Origin of the sequence: Pseudoalteromonas sp. AS71 (assembly GCF_038900275.1) — a bacterium.
Taxonomy (GTDB): Bacteria; Pseudomonadota; Gammaproteobacteria; order Enterobacterales; family Alteromonadaceae; genus Pseudoalteromonas.
Window position 1 is genome coordinate 1 of record NZ_JBBMQZ010000008.1, and the last position, 15,838, is coordinate 15,838.

Annotated in this window: 13 protein-coding genes; 6 read left to right on the forward strand and 7 right to left on the reverse strand. The window is 35.1% G+C overall.

Going from position 1 to position 15,838, the window contains the following annotated elements:
• Nucleotides 1-72: 72 nt before the first annotated feature.
• From WNY98_RS07580 to WNY98_RS07590, 3 genes are read right to left on the reverse strand one after another with little or no spacing between them, the layout of a single operon-like run.
• Complete coding sequence (locus WNY98_RS07580) at nt 73-657, reverse strand: hypothetical protein (RefSeq protein ID WP_342877533.1); 585 nt, start codon at nt 655-657, stop codon at nt 73-75.
• A 6-nt stretch (nt 658-663) separates the two neighbouring features.
• On the reverse strand, nt 664-1,569 hold the full coding sequence (locus tag WNY98_RS07585; protein ID WP_076925994.1) for a MoxR family ATPase: 906 nt from the start codon (nt 1,567-1,569) through the stop codon (nt 664-666).
• A 13-nt stretch (nt 1,570-1,582) separates the two neighbouring features.
• Nucleotides 1,583-1,966: a response regulator gene (locus WNY98_RS07590; RefSeq protein WP_096793086.1), complete on the reverse strand. Its 384-nt coding sequence runs from the start codon at nt 1,964-1,966 to the stop codon at nt 1,583-1,585.
• 529 nt (nt 1,967-2,495) lie between these two features.
• Here WNY98_RS07590 and WNY98_RS07595 point away from each other — a divergent pair.
• The 6 genes from WNY98_RS07595 to WNY98_RS07620 all read left to right on the forward strand — a co-directional run bounded on the left by WNY98_RS07595 (nt 2,496) and on the right by WNY98_RS07620 (nt 9,353).
• A complete protein-coding gene (locus WNY98_RS07595) occupies nt 2,496-3,824 on the forward strand; it encodes a hypothetical protein (protein ID WP_342877534.1) in 1,329 nt (442 codons plus the stop codon).
• 152 nt (nt 3,825-3,976) lie between these two features.
• Nucleotides 3,977-5,281: a sugar ABC transporter substrate-binding protein gene (locus tag WNY98_RS07600; protein WP_342877535.1), complete on the forward strand. Its 1,305-nt coding sequence runs from the start codon at nt 3,977-3,979 to the stop codon at nt 5,279-5,281.
• A gap of 146 nt (nt 5,282-5,427) precedes the next feature.
• Nucleotides 5,428-6,300, forward strand: a complete 873-nt coding sequence (locus WNY98_RS07605) for a sugar ABC transporter permease (protein WP_002960879.1) — start codon at nt 5,428-5,430, stop codon at nt 6,298-6,300.
• A gap of 2 nt (nt 6,301-6,302) precedes the next feature.
• A complete protein-coding gene (locus WNY98_RS07610) occupies nt 6,303-7,133 on the forward strand; it encodes a carbohydrate ABC transporter permease (RefSeq protein WP_197186195.1) in 831 nt (276 codons plus the stop codon).
• Nucleotides 7,134-7,143: 10 nt separating this feature from the next.
• Nucleotides 7,144-8,145 (forward strand): ABC transporter ATP-binding protein, encoded by a 1,002-nt coding sequence (locus tag WNY98_RS07615; RefSeq protein ID WP_342877536.1) that lies wholly within the window; start codon nt 7,144-7,146, stop codon nt 8,143-8,145.
• A 248-nt stretch (nt 8,146-8,393) separates the two neighbouring features.
• Nucleotides 8,394-9,353, forward strand: a complete 960-nt coding sequence (locus WNY98_RS07620; protein ID WP_342877537.1) for a sugar-binding transcriptional regulator — start codon at nt 8,394-8,396, stop codon at nt 9,351-9,353.
• A 337-nt stretch (nt 9,354-9,690) separates the two neighbouring features.
• On the opposite strand, the gene WNY98_RS07625 is transcribed toward WNY98_RS07620, so the two are convergent.
• From WNY98_RS07625 to WNY98_RS07640, 4 genes are all read right to left on the reverse strand, one after another.
• Nucleotides 9,691-10,515 (reverse strand): alpha/beta hydrolase, encoded by an 825-nt coding sequence (locus tag WNY98_RS07625; RefSeq protein ID WP_342877538.1) that lies wholly within the window; start codon nt 10,513-10,515, stop codon nt 9,691-9,693.
• Nucleotides 10,516-11,024: 509 nt separating this feature from the next.
• Nucleotides 11,025-11,483 carry a response regulator gene (locus WNY98_RS07630; protein WP_342877539.1) on the reverse strand — a complete coding sequence of 153 codons (459 nt, stop codon included), beginning with the start codon at nt 11,481-11,483 and terminating at the stop codon, nt 11,025-11,027.
• 339 nt (nt 11,484-11,822) lie between these two features.
• Nucleotides 11,823-14,666, reverse strand: a complete 2,844-nt coding sequence (locus WNY98_RS07635) for a response regulator (protein WP_342877540.1) — start codon at nt 14,664-14,666, stop codon at nt 11,823-11,825.
• A complete protein-coding gene (locus tag WNY98_RS07640) occupies nt 14,663-15,829 on the reverse strand; it encodes a hypothetical protein (protein WP_342877541.1) in 1,167 nt (388 codons plus the stop codon). The genes WNY98_RS07635 and WNY98_RS07640 overlap by 4 nt, the downstream gene beginning before the upstream one ends.
• Nucleotides 15,830-15,838 lie beyond the last annotated feature (9 nt).

Sequence of the window (15,838 nt, forward strand, 5' to 3'; positions counted from 1 at the left end):
GCCGGTTTAGCGCCAAATGAATCTGAGATTAGATACAAGGATTCTAAAACTGTGGCCAAATTTTATTGACCACTACAGGTATACAAATACACCTGTCTGTAATTGAATGTAGCTCCAAACAGTTATTAAACCAAATGGATAGTTACTCGCTATTTTAATACGTTGCACTGTGTATTTACCGCGTGAGCTGTAGGGTAAGCAAAGAGTGAGTATCTGAGGTTTATTATCAACTTCGTCGGTATATTTGTGAGTTTGCTCACTACCTTGATATGTTAAATTAATAGATTGGGTAACTGTAGGACTTTGTAATTCAAATACAATACTCGGTTTTTGAGGAGCGTAGCTGTTAAATGCATCTTTAAATTTAACTGTTAAGCCTTTAGCGTTACTGTAGCCCATTAATACAGCAATAATCATAACCACAAACATAAGATAAGACATTATTAAAATTAAATTATTTTGATAATTAATGCCCATTACAAAGTTTAAAATAGCCACAATTACAAAGTACCAACCAAGGGATGATGGCAATACATAAATTGTTCTGTGTTCAAGTGTAATTGAGTTTTTTAAATGCTTATTTTTTAATAACTTATTAAATACACTTTGCTTAAATGACTTAAATAAAGAAGGGCGCTTAGCTGTTTTTTTTGGCATAAAAGCTTATACCGGAACTAAAACGTTTTTTAAAATATCATTTACCTGCGCCTCACCCGACTCATTATGTAAACCTAATCGATGCTGACACACACTTGAAAATACGGCTTGAACATCCTCTGGCATTACAAAGTCACGGCCATCAATAAAGGCCCACGACCTAGCCGCTTTAGCGAGAGCCATACTGGCACGAGGTGATAACGATGCTGCAAACGCATTGCTTGTGCGTGTGTAATTAACGAGTTCAATAACGTAGTCAACTACTGGACTACTTAAAGTAATTTGGCTTATCTGGGTTTGAATTGCCGCTAACTCTTGTTGGTTAATACGCTGTGGTAATTGGCTATAATCTCGTTTTTGCATATTCAAAATTAAGCGTTTTTCGGCATCTTTAGGAGGAAACCCCAAGCTTATGCGCATTAAAAAACGGTCTAATTGTGACTCGGGTAACGGATAAGTACCCGATTGATACAGCGGGTTTTGTGTTGCGATAACAAAAAATGGATTTGGCAGCGTATATTTTTTTCCATCTACTGTTACTTGTTGCTCTTCCATTGCTTCAAGCAACGCACTTTGTGTTTTGGGGCCTGCGCGGTTTATTTCATCTGCTAAAACTACTTGGCTAAAAATAGGGCCTTTATGAAACGTAAAGCTATGCTCGGTAGAGTTAAATACATTAGTCCCAAGAATATCAGCAGGAAGAAGATCACTAGTAAATTGTATACGTTGATACGATAAACCTAATACAGCTGACAATGCATGAGAGAGAGTGGTTTTTCCCATACCAGGCAAATCTTCAATGAGTAAATGCCCTTCGCTAAATAAGCATGTAAGTGCCAGTTTTATTTGCTGTTGTTTACCAAATATAACAGTCGAAAGATCTTCTATAATCGCAGTAACAGTACTATGCATGCTAACCTTATTATTATTCTATTATTTCAAGACGCTTCATTACAGTGTCGACTTTTTTTGTGTTAAAGGGTTTTGCAATAAAGCCTTTAGCACCCATTTCCCACGTGTTTTGTACGTTTTCGAGACTATTGTGGCCCGAACACATAACAACATGAGTGTGTGGGTAAGCACTATTAATGTATTCCAATATCTCTTCACCGTTAGAGTCAGGTAAATCGACATCTACAAATATTACGCCTGGCGGTTTATTGTCCATAATAGGTTTAGCAGAGCTAAAATCAGCGCTTTCTAATATATCTTCAAACCCTAAGTCAGTTAAAATTTGGTTTAGATAATCACGAATTTCCTTAACGTCATCAATAATGAGGATGGGCTCTAGCGGGCGAACAAATTCCATATGTAGGTTACTTCTATTTTGAATACATCTAAGTGCTTTAATACTAAGCTAACCCCATCATAAGCTCAAGAACGTTACTTAAAAAACACTAATAAATAAACTGTTTATAGGTTTGCCCAACAGCCTATTTTTAAAGGATTACCTGCTTTTATATCTTCTACTAACTTATATATACATTAATTGTATTGAACAATAATGACGCATCTACAATAAATTCGTTAACCCAACACCTTATTTCCTCAAAGTTTGATGTAACAAATTTGCTACTTAACTTATTGATTCAAAAATATTTACATATAAATTCGATTTTTTGTAAACGTTTTGTAATAAAAAATCGTTGACCTTCCAAATTCATTCTGTGATTATGCTCATCAGATGGGCTTATGCTCACAAGTGCAACTTCATTAACTATTTAATGTTTTGCTCAGATAGCCTCATCTATACACACTGAATTAATACCAATTTCATTAAATGCATATGTAATTTAATAAAGTTGGCATCACACACCACACTAAATAAAGAGCTTATTATGTTGAATAATAAAAAGACTAAATTTGCAATTTCTCTCATAGCGGCAGCTATGGCTACATCAGCACCAGCACAGGCTGATATTTCTGAATATTTAGATCGCGTTGACGTAGACTTTTTACTAATGCAAAACTTTCAGTCAATTCAAGCTAAAGGCGGCGCATTTCGTCCAGAAGATGAAGAACAAGAATCAGGTTTTGGCCGTATTAGAGCTAATCTAATGCTTAAATTTCATATTAACGAGTTCATCACTGCCGATATAGATATTGCAGAAGAGCCTAATGACTTTGGTGGCGAAGATCGTGACTTTTCATTTCACAACGATTTCGCAGGTGTTGAGTTTGATTTACTAGGTCTTTATGGCACACCAAAAGAAAACGCTAATTTAACACTGCGTTTAGGTAACATTGGTGGCTCACCTTTTCAATTTAAAGGTTTTCAAGACGGCGCAGATAACCAAAGTAATGCACTTATTGGTAATGGTATTACCGATTACGCAACCGCAGAAAACGGCGCACAGTTAAGTTACAGCGAAACTTTCGATAGTGGTGTCGTACGTGCTTATAATGTTACAGGTCACATTACGACTTCTAGTTTCGGTGAAGCGTTTCAAGAAGACAGAGGTTACAATTACCGACTTCAAGGTACTCTAGAATTTGAAGGTGGTTTTAAAGCAGGCTTAAATTTATTAAAAGCGAATCAAGGCGACCAGTTACGTTTTGAAAATGGTGTAGCCAGCCTTGATGGTGTAACCACAACAAACTATCGCTTCGGCGATGGTGAAAACTACAATTTCTCAGCGTCACCTTCAAACGAGCGTGACACACATGTTGGCGCCATGCCTGGCCTTGAGCAATCAATTATCCAGTTAAATTTAGCTTATCAACCATCTGACGAAACTAGCTTAATTTTTATGATTGGTAAATCATCTGATGATTATACGTTCGCAGATGCAGCTGGTAATGCAGTTGCCGGTATTACCTACTTTGGTACTAATGGCATAGCTGATGAAAACGGCACTACTTTTGATTCAAACAGTGTAATAGAAGGTGACTCATCGGTTGAGTACTTCGTGTTTGAAGCACAACAATATTTAATCCCTAAAAAACTATATGTAGCGGCTCGTTATGCAGAAGCCGAAAACACTTCCGACTTAATTGAACAAACAGACAACACAGTAGAGCGTATTCAAGTAGCTGCAGGTTACTGGTTTAACGATAAAACGCTTTTAAAAGTTGAGTATGTTAACCAAGAAGAAGGTGTTAATTCGGGCGGCCAAATCGGTAAAGGATTTGACGGCTTCACTTCTGAGATCTCTGTTAAATTTTAAGTCGTTAACCGACTAGTCTAACTATTTGTACAAAGAACCTAAAAAGGCACTTTGCGGGCAGTTTTATGTTTTAAAACTGCCATAAATAGAATTGGCAATAGATTAAAATTTAATAGCACTTGTTAAAACATAACGTGTATGGGGAATACCCGATGAAAAATAAATTAATTATGCTCGCGTGTGGCTTCATAAGCATGGGCGCTGCGGCAAAAGAAACAATTACAATAGCGACTGTTAACAACGGTGACATGATCACCATGAAAGAATTAAGCAGTGACTTTACCAGCCAAAACCCTGATATAGATCTAAAATGGGTCACTCTAGAAGAAAACATTCTTCGCCAACGTGTCACTACCGATGTAGCAACAAAAGGCGGCCAATACGATGTGATGACCATCGGTACTTATGAAGTACCAATTTGGGGCAAACAAAATTGGTTGAAAGAGTTAGATAATTTAGGTGAAAATTACGATTTAGACGATTTAATCCCAGCAATCCGAAGCGGTTTAACGATTAAAGACAAACTTTATGCTGCCCCATTTTATGGCGAAAGCTCAATGGTTATGTACCGCACCGATTTAATGGATAAAGCGGGGCTGAAAATGCCTAAAGCCCCAACATGGGACTTTATACGCAAAGCTGCTAAAGCGATGACAGATAAAAAAGAAGGTGTTTACGGCCTTTGTTTACGTGGTAAAGCAGGTTGGGGCGAAAACGTTGCGCTTATTACATCAATGGCTAATTCGTTTGGTGCTCGTTGGTTTGATGAAAATTGGAAGCCACAGTTTAATACCCCAGAGTGGGAAAATACCCTTCAGTATTATGTCGATGTAATGAAAGAGTCGGGACCTGCTGGTTCATCTGCAAACGGATTTAACGAAAATCTTGCACTATTCCAAACCGGAAAATGTGGTATTTGGATTGATGCAACCGTTGCAGGCGCATTTGTTACTAATAAAAAAGACTCAGAAGTTGCCGATAAAGTAGGGTTTGCACTTGCGCCAGATAATGGTCTAGGTAAACGCGGTAACTGGTTATGGTCTTGGACTTTAGCCGTACCGGCAAGCAGCAAAAAACCAGATGCCGCAATGAAATTTATTAGCTGGGCGACATCAAAAGAATACACTCAACTTGTAGCTGACAAAAAAGGTTGGGCAAAAGTACCGCCAGGTACACGTAAATCACTTTACAGTAATCAAAAGTACATGGACGCAGCACCGTTTGCGCAAATTACCTTAGATTCTATCCAATCTGCAGATCCTAAAAATCCAACCGTTAAACCGGTGCCTTATGTAGGTATTCAGTTTGTTGCTATTCCTGAGTTTCAAGGAATTGGTACAGCTGTTGGGCAACAATTCTCAGCAGCTTTAACTGGCCAAATGACCGTTAAGCAAGCGCTTAGTACGTCTCAGCACCTCGTTGAGCGAACAATGCGTAAAGCTCGCTATCCTAAATAGCATGTAATGGGCGGGTAAGTACTCAAACTTACCCAATATTTTATGTCAATTCTATTTACTTGTTAGTTATAAACGCTATCAAGGGTTTCTGATTTTCACTTGATAGTTAACAAGTAAATAGAATTGGCTTTTTTAAGGTCACCTTTATGGCAACAACTAACTCGCGCACGCTTGCTCGGTTTATGCTTCTTCCAAGTGTAATTTTATTACTTGCTTGGATGATAGTTCCGCTGTGTATGACACTGTATTTTTCTTTTATTGATTACAATTTATTAGTACCAGGGGATAAAGAGTTTGTAGGCTTTTTAAACTATGAATTTTTCCTAACTGATCCGGCTTTTTTTGAATCATTTTTTAACACGCTCTACCTAGTAACTGGGGTTTTACTTATCACTATTTGTGGTGGTATTGGCTTAGCTATTTTACTAGACCAAGCAATATGGGGGCGAAACTACGTTCGCATTATGGTACTAGCCCCATTTTTTGTAATGCCAACTGTGTCGGCATTGGTATGGAAAAACATGCTAATGAACCCAGTTAATGGCTTATTTGCACACTTTGCTATTTGGCTTGGCTTTGAACCTATCGACTTTTTTGCTCAAATGCCGCTATTTTCAATCATCATAATTGTGTCTTGGCAGTGGTTACCGTTTGCAGCTTTAATACTGCTAACAGCAATACAATCACTCGACCGTGAACAATTAGAAGCGGCTGATTTAGACGGAGCTGGCCCATTTAGTAAGTTCTTTTACATCGTTTTACCGCACTTATCGCGCGCTGTAACTGCGGTTATATTAATCGAAACTATATTTTTACTGTCAATTTTTGCTGAAATATTAGTTACAACCAGTGGCGGTCCTGGTTATTCGTCAACCAATATAACGTACTTAATTTATACGCAATCGCTACTTCAGTTTGATGTAGGCGGCGGTTCGGCAGGGGGCATAGTTGCAGTTATTATTGCAAATATAGTCGCTATATTTTTAATGCGCTTAATTGGCAAAAACTTGGAGGGTTAATTATGACTTTAAAAGATAGCCGTCGTTCCAAACTAATTTATACCATTGCTGCATGGACAATAAGCGGCATGATTTTCTTTCCAATTTTATGGACGTTAATCACCAGTTTTAAAACGGAAGCCGAAGCAATTTCAGCAAGCCCAAGCTTATATGCGTTTGATTGGACGCTCGAAAATTACCGCGATGTACTGTCGCGCTCGCCATACTTTAACCATTTTTGGAACTCTGTAGTTATATCACTAGGTTCAAGTTTACTGGGGTTATTAATTGCGGTACCTGCTGCGTGGTCTATGGCGTTTGTGCAAACTAAAAAAACAAAGCACTTATTAATGTGGATGCTTTCAACCAAAATGTTACCACCAGTAGGCGTACTTATTCCTATCTATTTATTGTTTCGCGACTTTGCATTACTCGATACAAAATTAGGTTTGGTTATTGTAATGACACTCATTAACTTACCAATAATGGTATGGATGCTTTACACCTACTTTAGAGAAATACCAAACGAAATACTTGAAGCTTCTCGTATGGATGGCGCAACAATTGGTGAAGAAATATTCCATGTTTTATTGCCAATAGCCTTACCGGGTATAGCCTCAACGCTATTACTCAATGTTATTTTGTCGTGGAACGAAGCGTTTTGGACACTTATTTTAACCGCTGCAAATGCTGCACCTTTAACGGCATTTATTGCCAGTTACTCAAGCCCTGAGGGGTTATTTTACGCTAAGTTATCGGCAGCATCTGCCATGGCCATTGTGCCAATTTTAATACTTGGTTGGTTTAGTCAAAAACAATTAGTGCGTGGATTAAGTTTCGGCGCAGTAAAATAGGAGAATACACATGGGCAGCATCACACTAAAACAAGTCACTAAAAACTTTGATGAAGTTAACGTAATTAAACCGCTCGACTTAGAAATTAAAGACGGTGAGTTCATCGTTTTTGTTGGGCCATCGGGCTGTGGTAAATCTACATTACTTCGTATGATCGCAGGTCTTGAAGATACCACCAGTGGCAATATAGAAATTGATGGCATTGATGCCACAAAAACACCGCCTGCAAAAAGAGGCTTGGCTATGGTGTTTCAATCCTATGCGTTATACCCGCATATGAGCGTGCGTAACAATATTGCTTTTCCTTTAAAAAGAGCCAAGGTAAGCCCTGCAGAAATTGAGAGTAAAATTGCTAACGCTGCTAAAATTCTTAATTTAACCGATTATTTAGATCGAAAGCCTGGGCAATTATCGGGCGGTCAACGTCAGCGCGTAGCAATAGGGCGCGCAATTGTACGTCAGCCTTCGGCATTTTTATTTGATGAACCGCTTTCGAATCTTGATGCATCATTACGTGTAAATATGCGTTTAGAAATATCTGAATTACATAAAAGTTTAGCTACAACAATGATTTATGTTACGCACGATCAGGTTGAAGCCATGACAATGGCAGATAGAATCGCGGTATTTAATGCCGGTATTATTGAACAAGTAGGCACACCTTTAGAGCTTTATAAAAACCCTGTAAACAAATTTGTAGCTGGTTTTATAGGTTCGCCAAAAATGAATTTTATAGATGCTCCACAAAATGAAGATGCGAATGTTAGCTGTATTGGTATACGACCAGAGCATATAACACTCTCTACTGAGCAAGGTACTTGGGCTGGAACCGTAGGTGTAATTGAGCATTTAGGTTCGGAGAGCTTTTTACATATAAATATTGAAGGCAAAGGTACCGTAACAGTAAAAGCAGACGGTGATTGCCCATTAAAATATGGCGACAGTATTTACCTAAGCGCACCGGCTGATAAAGTATTAAAGTTTGATAATAACGGTTTAACAATTCGCTAAAGCCTATTTTTAATTACCTTAAATAGCACCTTTATAAGGGTGCTATTAACTAAATTCTAATTACATAATCCTATGAAACCTAGGTATTTTTTATTAAGGAATGGTATATTTACAATTATAAATAACAAAAACGTTATTGATAAATAGATGCTCCAAAATTAATAAAATAATTTATATAGCAGCACATATAATTAAAATTAAGTAATGAAAATAAGGACTTGGTTTTCCTTCTATTTTAAGAGGTTTACGTGGTAAAGCTATCAAATACAGAAATTAGAAAGCTAGATGATGCAGCCAGAGCAGGGTGGTTATATTATGTTGGCGGTAACACACAAGATGAAATTGCTAAAAAGCTAAATATATCGCGTCAATCTGCACAAAGAATGGTCGCATTATCTGTTAGCCAAGGATTAATTAAAGTTAGACTTGACCACCCGATTGCTAAATGTATGGATTTGGCCGAAAAATTAAAAAGCCGTTTTGGGTTAGATTCGTGTGAAGTTGTACCGAGCGATCCGTCTGAGCCATCATCTACATTAGGATTGGCTCAAGCTGGCGCGGCAGAAATAGAACGCCATTTAAAATCAGAACAACCCAGAGTACTTGCTATGGGAACCGGTCGGGTTTTACGTGCATGTGTCGATGAGCTTAGAACCGTTGATTGTCCGCAACATAAAATTGTCGCAATGTTAGGTAATATGGCTTTAGATGGATCGGCTTCACCTTATGATGTTGTAGTAAGAATGGCCGAACACACCAATGCAAAACATTACCCAATGCCATTGCCAGTTTTACCAAGAAGTATTGAAGAAAAAGAACAGTTACATGCACAACAAAATATTACCGGTAATTTAAAACTCGCTAAAGATGCCGATGTAACATTTGTGGGTATTGGTAGCTTAGGTGAAAAGTCGCCATTACATATAGATGGTTTTATTGATGCGCAAGAACTTAAAGAGTTGCAAGATCTTGGTGCCGTTGGTGAAATGATTAGTTGGGTGTTTGATAAAAACGGTAAGCTTTTAGATTGCACAGTTAATCAGCGCGTAGCAAGTACGCCATTAAAAACAAATGCTAACAAACAGATTTATGCGATAGCTGCTGGTGAAGAAAAAGTGTTAGCCATTTTGGGCGCAGTAAGGTCAAACATGATCAGTGGATTAATTACTAACGAATATACAGCTGAGCGTTTACTAAGTATTGATTAAACAATTTGATAAATAAAGTATCCGTATTAGTAATACCAGTTATTGTAATAAAAGCACTTAATGTCCGATACCGTCTAGTATTGGACATAACAAGAGCGCATTTAAGCGCTCTTGTTATATATACATTTACTACCTATAATTTATATTATGTTAAATAGCATAAATAAATACATAACTAAGTTACTCACCTTCATTAATTAACGTAGAGAAGCATATAAAAATACCGCTTAGTTATTAATATAATTAAGCGGTATTACAATGATTACCTAGTCGCTACTTTACCTTGTAAAACTTAACGCATTGAAATAAAAAGCTTTTTAGCCTTCCTGCTAATTCACTAGAATGTTTTATCATTCATGAAATCACTAATCAGCTCAGCAACTTTTTCAGGTTGCTCATCAACAACCCAGTGAGCGGCTTTATCTAACCAAATCAGTGATGAATTTGGAATCGCTTCTTCTAACATTGGTGCATACTTTGGCTTTTGAAACTGATCTTCTTTACCCCATATTATGAGTGTTTCATGAGGTAAGCTTTTAAGGTCGCCGGTAATCGCTTCGGTATATTCCTTATTAAGTCTGCGCATATTATTAAATAATGCAGCTTTTCCTTTCTCGTTACTCCAGGGTGTTAAATACATTTTCATTAATTCTTCTGTCATTACGTTTGAGTCATATACGCCTTTAGGCATGAAATCTCTTAACGTATCAACAAACTCTTTTAAGCTCGTTTTTTCTTCTACACCAGGTTCTAGTAAAGGTTCAAATTCTGGTATAGGCCATGAATCAAAACATACACTGTCAATTAGAATTAGTCCGTTTACTTTTTCAGGATAATTTACAGCCATTAATTGGGCAACACCACCACCAATATCGTGTGCTGCAATGTTAGCTTTTGAAATACCAAGTGCATCCAAAAACTTACACATTATTCTACATTGAGCATTTATAGATACATCGGTATTGTCCGGCATATCTGACTCGCCAAAATTTAGTAAATCAGGAGCAATTACTCGATGTTTTGATGAAAGCTTTGGTATTATATTTCGCCACAATAATTTGTTTGTAGGTATACCATGTATCAATAATAAAGGCGTGCCTTCACCCGAATCTTGGTAAGCAATCTGATGATCTTCAACTGTTACGTACTGTGTTTTGTTCATACTAATGCCTCGTTAATTTCAAATAGAATTAATGATATTAAAACGGAATGTTACTTAGTAAAGCAAAAATCATCCCAACACTAATACAAAGTATGTTTTCTAGTTATCAGAATACTTAAACCTTTTAAGCCTTGCTATATAAGGGTTCTAAGGAAAAAATAAAATATAAGTAAGTCGTTTTAGTTTGAAAAAATAGCCAGCCCCATCAACTGGCTATAACAAAGTGTGTAACAAAGCTTTTTATATTTGAAATAATTACAAAATAACAGCTAATTATCATTTCAATTTTTCGCTTTAAAAGTTTATGGAATAATTTAAATATGGGGAGGATATTATATTAGTTATTTTTTAATAATAACGAGTAAGCAGGATTTATAGGTTGGTACGGTTATTTAACATATTTAGAAATAACTATAAGTTAAAAATAAAACACTAAGCTCTAGCTTAGTGTTTTATAGTTTTAATATATTATATTTAAGGGTTACAACCACCCTACTTTACGGTGCTGATCACTCTAATAAAGATTTTATATTTTCAATTAAGATGTTTTTATTTGCAGGTTTCAAAATCAATCCATCAAACCCCAGTTGTTTATATTCAGGATCATTTTTCGCGCTTTCATTTAATGTATGTGCAACAATTTTTATTGATGCATTTTCTGTATGGTTTTTTATTTTTTTCATTGCTTCAATTCCACAAAGCTCTGGCATAACTATATCCATTAAAATAATGTTGTAGTCATTTTGAGATACCATAAGCAGCGCTTCGATGCCACTGCACGCATAGTCTATTGTGAATTTTTCTTCTTCTAGCATCGCCTTTATTACAACTTCAACAAGTGGATCGTCATCAACTAAAAGTATGTGGTTAGATTTTTTTTGTTTCAACTTTATTGGTACTACGTTTAAAGAGCTGATTTCAATCGATTTTGATTTTGCTATGTCTATAACGTTTTTTTCTGATGACATGCATACAGGATTAACTAGCACAGGCGAATTTTTAATTATACTTTTTGATTGCTTGATAGCTGAGATAGTAATTACTCCAGATGTTTAGATAAAATTAGTTGAGGTGTTTTATTATATAAAAAATTAATACCATTTCATTTAATAAAAGCTACCTAACTAAAGTATTAGTTATTTACTTCTTATAATACAAAAGCAATTATAAGACCAATTATTTATCATTAAATATCAATACGATATTAATTTCATCCTGTTTTCATTTATTAAATTCGCAAAATGCAAAGCAAAAAGCTAATCACTTTAAGAATAGTATTAAATTGTTCACTATTTTTAGTCACATTTTTATTGTAAAAAGCGCACTATTTTCTCTATTAACACAGCCTGTTTAACTGGTTTTAATAGTGTATCGTCGAACCCAAGTTTTACATATTTAGAATCTGTATCTAAATTTGATGTATGCGCTATTATTTTTGTTCCTGAATCTACATGTTTTTTTATTTTTAACATGGCATCTGTTCCGGATAACTCTGGCATAACAATATCCATTAAAATTATGTCGTAGTTATTCTGAGAGACTAACAACATCGCCTCAATTGCGTTACATGCGTAATCTATAATTATATTTTCATTTTTAAGCATGGCTTTAATAACAATTTCAACTAACGGTTCGTCATCAACTAACAGTAACGTTTTTGCTGTTTCAACCTTTTGCTTTATAGGCATTTCATCACTAACAATAGGACTAAGTGCTTCTAATAATGGCTGTTTAGTTACACTAATCAATAAACAAAGTGATATTGTTGTCGTTTTATTGCGTTCATTAATATCTAACTTTTGCCCACCCAATATTTTAAATACTGATATAAAAAATTTAATCTCTAATGAGCTATCAATGTCATCATTACTATTTAATGTGTCGTTAGTCACAACTTCTCTTAACTGTTCGTAAAAATCATTACTGTTTGCTAAGTTATCTATTGAAAAATGTATATTTAAAAAGTCTTTTTTATCTTGCTTGGTAACTTCCGTATTTATAGTAAGTTTTGATTTATAAGAGCTTCCTATAAACTCTGATGAAAGCTGAAGAATCAATTGTGATATTAATTTTTCATCACTAATTATAGATATATCATCATTAATATTGTTATTAACTAATACATTTTTATTTGTTACGTCTTTATTTAAAATTGTAGATATATTGTTTAGTATTTTATTTAAATTAATCGGTTTTACTTTTAGTTTTAATTTTCCTTTTTTTGATTTATTAATATTAATAATTTGTTGTATAACACACTCTAATTGCTCACTTACTATTGATATATTACTTATATACATAGATAAGTCAGCTGAACTCATAGGCTTTTTTGAAACCTCTATTATTGATTTCAGAGTTGTAACTGGAGCCTTTAATTGCTGGCTTAATCTAGTTACAAATTTTTCTTTTAACTGATTAGATTCTTTCGACTTTTTAAGTACATCAGCAAGTAAAGTCTCTTTTTGATGTGCTTCTGTATCATCACGAAAATAGCATACGAAGCCCCCAAAATTAGTATGTCTTTGAAGTACAGTAATCCATTTTCCATCAGTAAATCCAATGTCTATTAGTTGGTTATGTTCATTATCTAATTTATTATGCTCATGATAATGGTTAATAATATTATGTTGTTGAGCAATACTTATTAACTTTGTATAAGATAATTGATTGTTCTGCTTGTGTATTTTTGAAAACAATTGGCTAAATGCATCATTTGTAATAACAGGTTGTTCATTACTATTAAAAATGGCAAAACCATGAGGTAATGCATTAATAGAACTTGAAAACAACTTTTCTCGATTAAGTATTAATTGGTTCTTTTGTTTAAGCTCATCATGTAAACGCCTTGGTAATCGTAAAAAATAATATACTGACATAAATACTAAAAATGTAATAAATCCAAGTCTAAATAAACTATATTTTGTAGTAATTGGGGGTGTTATTTTTTTAATTGGTTGAACATGTAATCGCCATTTTGGTGGGAAGCGATTACTCAATGCGCTTATACTATGGGTAATAACACGAGGGCTAACCTCACCTTGTTTACCTAAAGTAAACTGTGGTGTAGAAATATAAATATCATAATTTTGTGTGTTTAATTTACCGATTATAGATTTTAAAAACTTACCTAAATCAAATGCAGTTATAGTATAAATTGATCTATCATTTATTTTTATTTCTGACACTAAAAACGCTGTATCTGCAACTGTAAAAACTTCAACTGTGTTTTTATTTGATCTATTATTGAATTTACTTAACCAATTTTTAAATCCATAAGCAGCTAGATTGAAGTTGTTTTTTGACCAAAAGGCAAGTTGGTTATACTCAGAGTCAAAAACAACGTACCCTTTATATGTTAGATTCCCAACTGCTTGTGATTGCACTAAGTTATTAAGTTGCTCTTTTGTGTAGCTGCTCTGACTTTGTAAAAAACCAGCAACTATTAAATCTTTTTGAGATATGTATAACCCTTGATTATCAAAGCGCTCTAACGCATTAAATAAGGTTTCTCGTAATTGCTGGGTTTGTTGATTATATTCATTTTGTAATTCTTTTTTCTCAAGGCTATAAAGCAGTACAGCTGTAAACGCACATAAAACTAATGCAATTAAAAACGACACAGGTGCCAAACTAAAAATATGAATATAGTTTTTACGTTTGCTACTGCTTTGCTTTGACGATTGAGTCTCTTGGCTTGGCTTGGTACTTTTATTAATCTGTGTTTGCAGTAACTGAGCAAAGGAAATAAATTGGTCTTTTTGAGAACCAGCTAAGCTTTTTGGCGCTAAACTGGCGATTATTAATAAACCCATTAAAGTATTATTATTGCTATATATTGGGAACTGAGCATAAAAACGGATTCTATTATTGTCATTATTAAATACACCATCAAAAAATGTATCTTCGTATAAATAAAGTTTTTCTTCAGTACAACGTTGTTGATAATGAGTTAGTTCGTTCTCAATAATAGTTGAGTCGTCACAAGTAATAATTTTTTTAGATAACTGGTTACTAAAATCAGTAAACTTAACAATAGGCACGTCGTAAAATTGCTTTAGTAATGTGAGTGTTTCTTTTATATCTTTAGCGGTTTCTTTAGCTTGTTCATTAGGAAAGTAAGCTTGGTTTTCAACTATATTTGAGGCGTTCATTGACGTGCTCCTTCCCCAGTAGGTGGGGTATGTATCCAAGTAGTGCTGTTTTGACCGCGATGAGTTGGCAATAAAACGCTAAATGGAGCTGTTAAGTTATTCAATGCCGGTTCGTTAGTGGCTATATTAATTACTTGCTGTGCAGAAACTAAATTTAGTGTTGTTGTACAATATGTAACACCTGGTTCTATACCTATCAAACTTAGTGTTTCTGTAATAACTATATTATTTGCTAAGTCAATTCCTGCTAATTCAAATGTGGTTTTTAAAATAGTAAAGACCAGTGTTTCTACTATATTTTCATCCTCTTCTAGGTTTGTACCTTCGGGGCAACAAATAGTGCCAAGTTCTATATCAACATTAGTACCAATTCCTACAAGTGATAATGCATTAAGCGCTGTATTTAATAATGGCTCTACACTTGGTATATATAAATCAAGTATGTCGCCTTGTGGTTCATACCCTGTCTGGCAACTATCACATGATTGCGAAAGTGGCTCATCACTTGTGCCCAATAATGGATTCCCTAATGCGGTAGCGCCAACAAAACAACTACTGTCTGCAAGCTGTTTGTCTATAGCAAAGCTTTCACATGGTGAGCCGGTAACTACTTTTTGCGACATATAGCGAGATACAATTTCATCTCCACTTGCTGGGCATGCTTGGGCTGTGCTTTTTAATAGCTGTCCTATTACTGAATTACCCAACTGCCCTATTGCATAGTTAGGTCCCTGTTGTAGAGCATTTATATAACTTACATTACCGGTATTATTTAGCTTACTAACACCTTGACTGTCTGTTGCTTCGTCACTTAATCCTTTTAAACATGGATTACCTTGGCAATTTGGGGCATCGTAATATACGGCTTCACGTGAGGTAAAACGGTCATCCCGTATTCCAATTAATGCGCGGTATGTACTATTTGCTTCACGGTCAGTGTAAAAAACGAGTGGCGCTTGGTGTTCATCAAAACCGATAGCAATACCTAACCTTTTATTGTTTGCATCGACTACGGTAATCTGATTATCTACTTTAACTTGGTGGCGTTTAATAAGTGCATCTCTAACTAAAATAACACCGCCGATAGAGCCGATGATTAATATTGTAATTATTAGAATAAGCTCAATTGTGAGAATGAAACCTTGTTGATAATATTTTTTCATTACACGCTC

Excerpts from the sequence above, each read along its gene's own strand:
- WNY98_RS07580 (WP_342877533.1), bottom strand. The coding sequence starts at position 657 with ATGCCAAAAAAAACAGCTAAGCGCCCTTCTTTATTTAAGTCATTTAAG.
- WNY98_RS07585 (WP_076925994.1), bottom strand. The coding sequence starts at position 1,569 with ATGCATAGTACTGTTACTGCGATTATAGAAGATCTTTCGACTGTTATA.
- WNY98_RS07590 (WP_096793086.1), bottom strand. The coding sequence starts at position 1,966 with ATGGAATTTGTTCGCCCGCTAGAGCCCATCCTCATTATTGATGACGTT.
- WNY98_RS07595 (WP_342877534.1), top strand. The coding sequence starts at position 2,496 with ATGTTGAATAATAAAAAGACTAAATTTGCAATTTCTCTCATAGCGGCA.
- WNY98_RS07600 (WP_342877535.1), top strand. The coding sequence starts at position 3,977 with ATGAAAAATAAATTAATTATGCTCGCGTGTGGCTTCATAAGCATGGGC.
- WNY98_RS07605 (WP_002960879.1), top strand. The coding sequence starts at position 5,428 with ATGGCAACAACTAACTCGCGCACGCTTGCTCGGTTTATGCTTCTTCCA.
- WNY98_RS07610 (WP_197186195.1), top strand. The coding sequence starts at position 6,303 with ATGACTTTAAAAGATAGCCGTCGTTCCAAACTAATTTATACCATTGCT.
- WNY98_RS07615 (WP_342877536.1), top strand. The coding sequence starts at position 7,144 with ATGGGCAGCATCACACTAAAACAAGTCACTAAAAACTTTGATGAAGTT.
- WNY98_RS07625 (WP_342877538.1), bottom strand. The coding sequence starts at position 10,515 with ATGAACAAAACACAGTACGTAACAGTTGAAGATCATCAGATTGCTTAC.
- WNY98_RS07630 (WP_342877539.1), bottom strand. The coding sequence starts at position 11,483 with ATGTCATCAGAAAAAAACGTTATAGACATAGCAAAATCAAAATCGATT.
- WNY98_RS07635 (WP_342877540.1), bottom strand. The coding sequence starts at position 14,666 with ATGAACGCCTCAAATATAGTTGAAAACCAAGCTTACTTTCCTAATGAA.
- WNY98_RS07640 (WP_342877541.1), bottom strand. The coding sequence starts at position 15,829 with ATGAAAAAATATTATCAACAAGGTTTCATTCTCACAATTGAGCTTATT.